This is a genomic window from Candidatus Sysuiplasma jiujiangense (assembly GCA_019721075.1).
GTDB lineage: Archaea > Thermoplasmatota > Thermoplasmata > Sysuiplasmatales > Sysuiplasmataceae > Sysuiplasma > Sysuiplasma jiujiangense.
Genome location: JAHEAD010000034.1, coordinates 1 through 7,116 on the forward strand (window position 1 = coordinate 1; position 7,116 = coordinate 7,116).

Sequence of the window (7,116 nt, forward strand, 5' to 3'; positions counted from 1 at the left end):
GGAACACCGGGACAGGCTCACACGGTTTGGCTCGGAGTACACCGAAGCCGCGATGTCTGCCGCAGGAAGACGCCTCACGGTGTTAGACACTGCAGAAGTCGAGTATGACCTTGTGCGGGACATGACGGAAGTACTCACATCCTTCTGTGCGAGACTCTATGGCAGGCGTTCAGCCAGGAACCGTGCCAAGAAGGCGCTGGAGGCGGCAGGCAGTGCAGATTAACCGTGCATACAGAACAGAACTGAAGCCGAACAATGACCAGCGCACAATGCTGCTTAAGAGTGCGGGCACAGCGCGCTTCGCATACAACTGGGGACTTGAGAGGAAGAGAGATGCGATGGCGCTCAACAGAAAGCTCGCCGAAGACCGCACGCTGTCGGGATGCGATGACACCGACGTCAATGCAGCCCTGGACAATATGCCTGAAGTGCATTTCAATGTACCGAGCGCAATGGAACTGCACAGGGAACTCAACAGCCTCAAGAAAACAGGACTTGCATGGATGTACGAAGTGTCGAAGTGCGCACCGCAGGAGGCACTGCGCAATCTCGACGGTGCATTCGCACGCTTCTTTGACGGTGATGCCGATTTCCCGAAGTTCAAGTCAAGAAAGCACGGCTGTGGCTCTTTCAGGCTCACGGGGACAATAAATGTGTCTGGCAGTGCAATACAGCTGCCGCGCATCGGCACTGTGAGGCTGAAGGAAAGCAGCTACCTTCCGGCAGACACGCACATACTCAACGCAACAGTTTCCGAACAGAGCGGCAGATGGTTTGTATCGCTCGCAGTCATTGAGGAACACACAGTACCGGAGAACAGCGGCAGTATTTGCGGTGTGGACCTCGGAGTCAAAAACCTTGCCACTGTATCCGACGGCACAGTATTCGAAAACCCCAGATCACTGTCCACATACATCAGGAAACTGAAAAGGCAGCAGAGAGAGGTGTCTAGAAAAGTAAAAAGGAGTAACAGCCGCAGAAAAGCAGTGCACAGGCTGAACAGAACACACCTGAAGATATCGAACATGCGCAAGGACGCCATACACAAGGCGACCACATGGCTGGCGAAAAACAAGTCGGCCATAGTGATTGAGGACCTGAATGCAGGCGGCATGATGTGCAATCACCGTCTTGCCGCTGCCATTTCAGACGCATCATTCGGTGAATTCAGAAGGCAGCTTGAATACAAAGCCGGATGGTACGGATCACGCATAGTCGTCGCCGACAGGTTCTATCCGTCAAGCAGGACATGCTCCGCCTGCGGGCACGTCAAACAGGAACTGAAACTGTCTGAGCGTGTATTCGAGTGCGAGATGTGCAACTCGATGATTGATCGCGACCTCAACGCCGCGATCAATCTGTCAGGGCTCGCCGCCAGTTCGGCGGAGAGTTTAAACGCCTGTTTGAGGCGGGAGGTTACAGAGCCGTGTGCTCAGTGCCCGCCTGTGATTCAGGAAATGAACACCACATCCAACGGAATAAGTGGGTAAGTTTCGTGGAACGGTAAAGAGATGCATGGAGATATTCGAAAACTACTGCGTGGTTGCTGGTGCAGTGAGGTCCGGAATAGAGGTTGCCGTTGATGTCTCGATGCCGCAAAAATAGAGACCTCGGCGGGGATGAAATAAAGCAATATTGCATTCTTGGCAGTGTGTTTTCCGCGCCAGGTGCCACATTTCCCGCATGAGTTTCAGCGCAGAAGGAAAGTTTCCTGTTGAGAGAATGTTTCAGACAGCCGCAGGAGCAGTTACACTGTGCGGTGCTTTCCTTCCCGCCGAATAATAGAGAAATTCGAAGATCGAGACAAAGACGGCAATCATTACAAGATCGTAGACTATGCCTGAATAGCGGTTGCCGGAAATCAGCAGCAGTGATGCCACAGCGACTGCTGTGGCTCCTCTCGGAAGAGATGCTTCGACAATCTGAACGACGCCTCTGTCGTTCCTGTCCGCCCTGCTTGTGAAAAGCATTGTCCTGCCCGCAAGTCCGATTATCTTTCTCAGAATCATGAATACAGCCCAGAAGAGCACGACAAACAGGGCGCCTTCGATCAGACCGCGGTATGGGAGACCGCCTAAAATGGGAACGGACAGCGACGGCACACCGCTGTTTAAAAATCCTCCTCCGTCGTAAAGAGAGAGCAAATTCCCGTAAAACTGCATTCCGACGACAAAGAAAAAGCCTATCCGCACCATCTGCTCGAATTCTTCATGGAACATGGTCATGCCAGACAGACCGTATTCCCTGCCGTCCGGTCCGGGAGACTGAAGCAGCCCGTTCCTCCTTTTAAGGAAGAAAAACCCGACCGCATAATTCAGAAGAAAGAGCGCAATGAGGCCGACGACCGCAGTACTGAAGCTGTCAAGTGCGAAATACGGTCCCTCAAGCTCAAGCACCTCGTACAGTATGATGGAAAAGCCGAGAAGCAGACCGTACTGCAGCATACCCTTACTCATCTCCGCCTCCTCGTTCCCTCCCTTCTGAGTGAAAAGGGTTCGCGGGAAAAAATTGAGAATCATTACTGTGGCGATGATGAAACCTCCGGCAGTGACAATCAGCTCCATGATGTTGACGAAGTGGAAGAGAAGGTACGAGTCGAACGCATGTGACAGCGCGCTAATTCCTGATTGAAAGGTGGGTGTTGAGCCGTTTGTGCCTATGAAGAATAAAAGGAGATCCACAATGACAAGGAGCATTACGCTGTTTGCAGCAGACTCTATTGTCAGAAGCTCCGCGATCTGGTTGTATATTCTCTCTGGTTTTCCCTCTTCGACCCTCTTCTCGCTCACCTTGAGGACATAAGGTATGACGACTGTAGCCGACGTCTCGCCCGCAATCGCGCCGAACAGTGCGCCGTACAGCAGAGGCAGATGAAATGCGCTGAAAATGAACATGAAGATTATTGCAGAAAGAAAAATGTCCAGGAATCCCATGAGCCAGCCGTCGGCATTTCTTCTCAGCCTCCCCGCCTTTGCCTTTCTGTCACGGGCACCTATCTTCAGCCCGGCTCCGGTGAATATGATTATGAGCATGAGCTGGCTGATAAAAGGACTCGCAAAGGCAGACAGGAAGTAGATGAAATAATTTGCCTGGCCACCCGGTATTACCACGTTGGCGGAAGCTGCATTTGGTTGAAATATGGAACCGAACGCCATTCCCGCGACTATGAGACCTATTACGAGGATTGCAATGCCCGAGTCCTTGTTGTAAACAATGTTGATCAGGAGAGAGCCAACCAGCAGCACTCCGCCTGTGGTAAGCATAACGAGACTAACAGCAGGATAGAGCATACCTTATCTCCCCCTTTCCCCCGGTTTGGCGATCTGCATTTCAGTTTAAATAACTAAGCATGATAAAAAATAACGTGCTTTTCATTGTTTAGAATGAAATGGTGAATAAAAGGCTCCAGAACAGAATTTCTGGAGCGCATTTCAGTGGCGAATAGGTGGCACCTTTCGGGGGCGCATATCGAAAGCATTGCACATCCGTGAAATGACGCCGACGTTTGCCTGTTGAATTGCACCTCCAGTTTACAGTGCCGGGAAATATGATCCGTGGAGGGCAGATATGGTCGTAGGCCTGGCTATTCAGCAGTAACCGCACTAGCTTTTCTGGACTCCGAAGAAATTGATCCATGTCAGCGCGTCTATTCCAGGAGCCAGCGACCAGGTGAAAGAAGACGGGTTGATCCACGAACGGTAATACAGGACTCCGACGCTCTGGTATATGCCCACCGCAAGGTCCAGTTCAGAATACAGGTAGCTTGACTCAAAGTAATACTGTGTTCTCTGTGTAGTGTTTGTCACGCCAAAAGCTGCCTCCGTGAAATTCCACATTTCATGGATGAGTTTCCATTCGTGAGGATTCGTGGTTGTATTGAATCCTGTTCCCTGGAACAGGCCGTCAGGATAGGAATAGATGCCGTATGGAAGGGCAAACGGTCCTGCGAAATCAGAGGGATCGGCGTAATCGGCTACCCATCCGTCATAGTAAACCGGCAACGGATTCTGAGAAGAGGACACAGTGGTCAGCGTGGAGAGAGTCGAAGGATTGATATCCACCAGATAAGGCTGGACGACCCCCTGCGTTGCTGCCTCGATAGCAGGTATCCAGTAATCCGTGATCATTGCGTCCTGTACTGCGTTTCCTATTGAGTTGAATATCGGAAGAACTATTGAGTTCTTTCCGAGACCCGTGAAGGGGGTCGAGTTCCAGTATGACATCGCAAGTTTCATGTCGTAGTATGGCATCCACGGGTTTGAACTCAGGTTTGTTATATTGGAGGGATAGTCCTGGATGCCGGAAGGAATGTATCCTGCCTCATTTTTTGCGAATGTTATACCTGAAACGTTGTTCATTGAAAGGTATTCAGACTGATTGAATGCATAGGTCAAAGTCCTTCGCACGCTCAGATTGCCAAGGAATGTCGAAACCTGGTATCCGTTGACGCTGTAGATCGTCGAAGAGGGAAAAGAATTCTTGTAACCGAGGTCTGTAAGGCCCGTAACATTTAAGATCGGGAAAGCCGAGAGGAGCATCATACTCGCCGCCTCCGGTAAGAATGAGAGCGACACAAAGACACGAAACGGCTGATTCTGGCGACCATCTGTAGAAAAGGAAGCGCTTGTCCTGAGTTGTTTCAACCCCCTGCAACGCTGGCCGGAATTACAGTAAATTTCCTGCTTTGCCGCTCAGGTAATTTTGCCATATTCCTCTGCGAACGCAGAAAACGTACGGTCCTCATCTTCCGCTCATTCAGGCACTTTTGTTTAAAATTTTCAACACCCGGTCAACTGGAATTTCTGCCGAGACATGGCCGTCCCTGCCTTCAACTGTTGTCGAGCAGAACATGGAATCCAGAACCGATTCCTCAGTTGCTTCCACTGCAGCCTGGAAAAGCGTATTCATCTTTTCCTCCGATATTTCCCGGTATTCCCTTACATCTCTCCTCTCAGCTGCCGCGGAATATACAATTTTGTTTGAAGTGGAAAAGGCGACAGATATATCGCCGCTTCCGTTTGAGGCGAATGACCCCGTTCTCGCGATCCCGAGAAACGCTCTTCTTGAAAGACGCTTAAGCTGGCGTGAAGAAAGAGGAGCGTCCGTAGCCATCACAGTCACTATGGAACCGCCATCGCGTTTATGTGCACTGAGTCCTGAATCCAGACTGCTGCCTATGTTTCGTCCTGCAATGGTCAGCTGCCATCTGCTGCCGAAGTTTGAAAGGACAAGTACGCCCAGTGTCCATGTGTGCCCGGAAAAGCGGAGGACTCGGGAAGCAGAGCCGATGCCTCCCTTGAACTGAAAGGTTGTCGTACCGGTGCCTGCTCCAACGTTTCCCAGCTCGAACTTCTCGCAGGCCGCACTGATGGCCTCGCAAGCGTGTTCGGGTCGGACGTGCATACCTCTGGAATCGTTGAGGAAAGAGTCGTCGCACTCTGAAACTACCGGAACAACAGTGCTTTCCGTAATGCCAGCCTGCGCATTTTTTTCCAGAACGTGGCTTATCAGCCCATTAGCCACATTGTGAACGCACATAGTGTTTGTCAAACCGATAGGTGTCTCAAGAGAGCCGAATTCATCCAATTCCAGCGCACCGGTAAGTTCTCCGCAGCCGTTGATCGTTGACCATGCGGCAGAAGGACGGTCCTTCCAGACATTCCCCTGATGCGGCATTATCACAGTAACGCCGGTTCTTACCGGCCCTCTGCCGGGGACGAGTTTGCCTTTGCCTGAAACAAGTGTCCTGTGACCCACGGTTACACCTCTCACGTCACTGATCCTGTTGAGAGGGCCGGTTCCGAGAGCGCCGATCACAATACCCAAATCCCTGATTCTCGTCCTCATCTGAATCCATTTCCTTGTGTAATATAGTCTCACCGATTTAACAGCACCTTCCTGATGGGCTGAGGACTTGCGGCATCTTGCCTAAACCATTCTGTATTGTCGATTTAGAAGGGCGTCGTTGCCGTTTCTCCTATTACAAAGACAAAGATTATCAGACTCAGAGACATTCAGACAACTTGGTTTCGACAGCCCGGGAAATGGCCTGAGCTGCCCTGCGTGAAGCGAAAAGGTTCTGTATGCCCCGCACGGATTCGTTTACGGTTGCTGGCCAGGCATTATTGCATACAAAACGTTGCATGGGTTACGGGGCCGATCGTATTACTCGTATGTGACATCTTGTATGAAAAGTCATCAAATGCGCAATTCGTGTGAATATCGGCAACCAATGCCGTAGAATGCAGAATGCCGGTGCCTGCTGGCAATGAATATTGTATCACATCCTGCCTGCACTGCCTGCTTTGTTCATGAATGCAATAATGCACATGTAAAGCAGGGAGAGTGAAGGGATGAGCACGATGGTGGTGAAACTCAGCCAGATTGGCCACCCTGTTAAATAAGGAATGCCTGCATAGCAGCAGGCCGGTCTTTCCGACCATACTGAGGGGTTGATAAACGGCCACTCAAGCAGCAGCACAAGAATTCCTGCCAGTACGGTCACAGACGCCAGGTAGAGAAGCGAGGCTGCATGGCCTCCCGGTAGTTGCACTCCCATCGCTGGAGATGAACCGGACCTCCTGTTAAAATTTCCCTTAGGCCTCACCTGCGCCATTACGAATATAAGGAGGGCGACGGCAGTCAGCAGGAGAATTGAGATAAATCCAGGAATTGCTCCGGATGCGGCCTGATCGGACAGGAGCCACCATGTGGTATAGAAGTATGACAGGAATACCATTAAAACAGCAAAACAGGCTGTCGAGACACGCACAACAGTTTCCAGGCGATTGATACCGCCAGATCGCTTGACCGCCCAGTTGAAGCCGATTACAGTAAAGACTGCGGTCAGGGCCGATAAAATCGCAATCGCGAAAAGCAGCCACTCGGTGATAAAACGGGTAACACCGAACGAGGGAAAGAAATCGTAGTTCAGACCCTGTCCGCGGATCGGACAAAAACATACCCGTGGAGAGTAGGTTTGTATCGAGATCAGAAGGAACAGAGAGAGGAACAACGTTAGAAACGGTATCATCACCGTCATCGCACGCGTCACCAGGTGCTGTGCCTTCGTCATTACTTTCCATCCCCATCCGCCTTATCTTTTACATCAGTCCT

At 51.1% G+C, this 7,116-nt stretch carries 5 protein-coding genes and 1 pseudogene; 2 read left to right on the plus strand and 4 right to left on the minus strand.

Annotation, left to right across the window (positions count from 1 at the left end; genetic code table 11):
* Nucleotides 1–223 (plus strand): IS607 family transposase (locus tag KIS29_10900; GenBank protein MBX8640833.1); only part of this gene is annotated, 223 nt, incomplete at its 5' end.
* Nucleotides 213–1,403: pseudogene (locus KIS29_10905) on the plus strand (transposase). The gene KIS29_10900 and the pseudogene KIS29_10905, both read left to right, overlap by 11 nt.
* 324 nt (nt 1,404–1,727) lie before the next feature.
* Here KIS29_10905 and KIS29_10910 read toward each other — a convergent pair.
* The 4 genes from KIS29_10910 to KIS29_10925 all read right to left on the minus strand — a co-directional run bounded on the left by KIS29_10910 (nt 1,728) and on the right by KIS29_10925 (nt 7,075).
* The gene (locus KIS29_10910; GenBank protein MBX8640834.1) at nt 1,728–3,290 is read right to left on the minus strand and encodes a hypothetical protein; all 1,563 of its coding nucleotides are present in this window, start codon (nt 3,288–3,290) and stop codon (nt 1,728–1,730) included.
* Nucleotides 3,291–3,602: 312 nt separating this feature from the next.
* Nucleotides 3,603–4,643 (minus strand): hypothetical protein, encoded by a 1,041-nt coding sequence (locus KIS29_10915; protein MBX8640835.1) that lies wholly within the window; start codon nt 4,641–4,643, stop codon nt 3,603–3,605.
* Nucleotides 4,644–4,755: 112 nt separating this feature from the next.
* Entirely contained in the window at nt 4,756–5,847 is a 1,092-nt protein-coding gene (locus KIS29_10920; GenBank protein MBX8640836.1) for a P1 family peptidase, read from the minus strand.
* Nucleotides 5,848–6,280: 433 nt separating this feature from the next.
* The gene (locus KIS29_10925) at nt 6,281–7,075 is read right to left on the minus strand and encodes a hypothetical protein (GenBank protein MBX8640837.1); all 795 of its coding nucleotides are present in this window, start codon (nt 7,073–7,075) and stop codon (nt 6,281–6,283) included.
* Nucleotides 7,076–7,116: the final 41 nt, after the last annotated feature.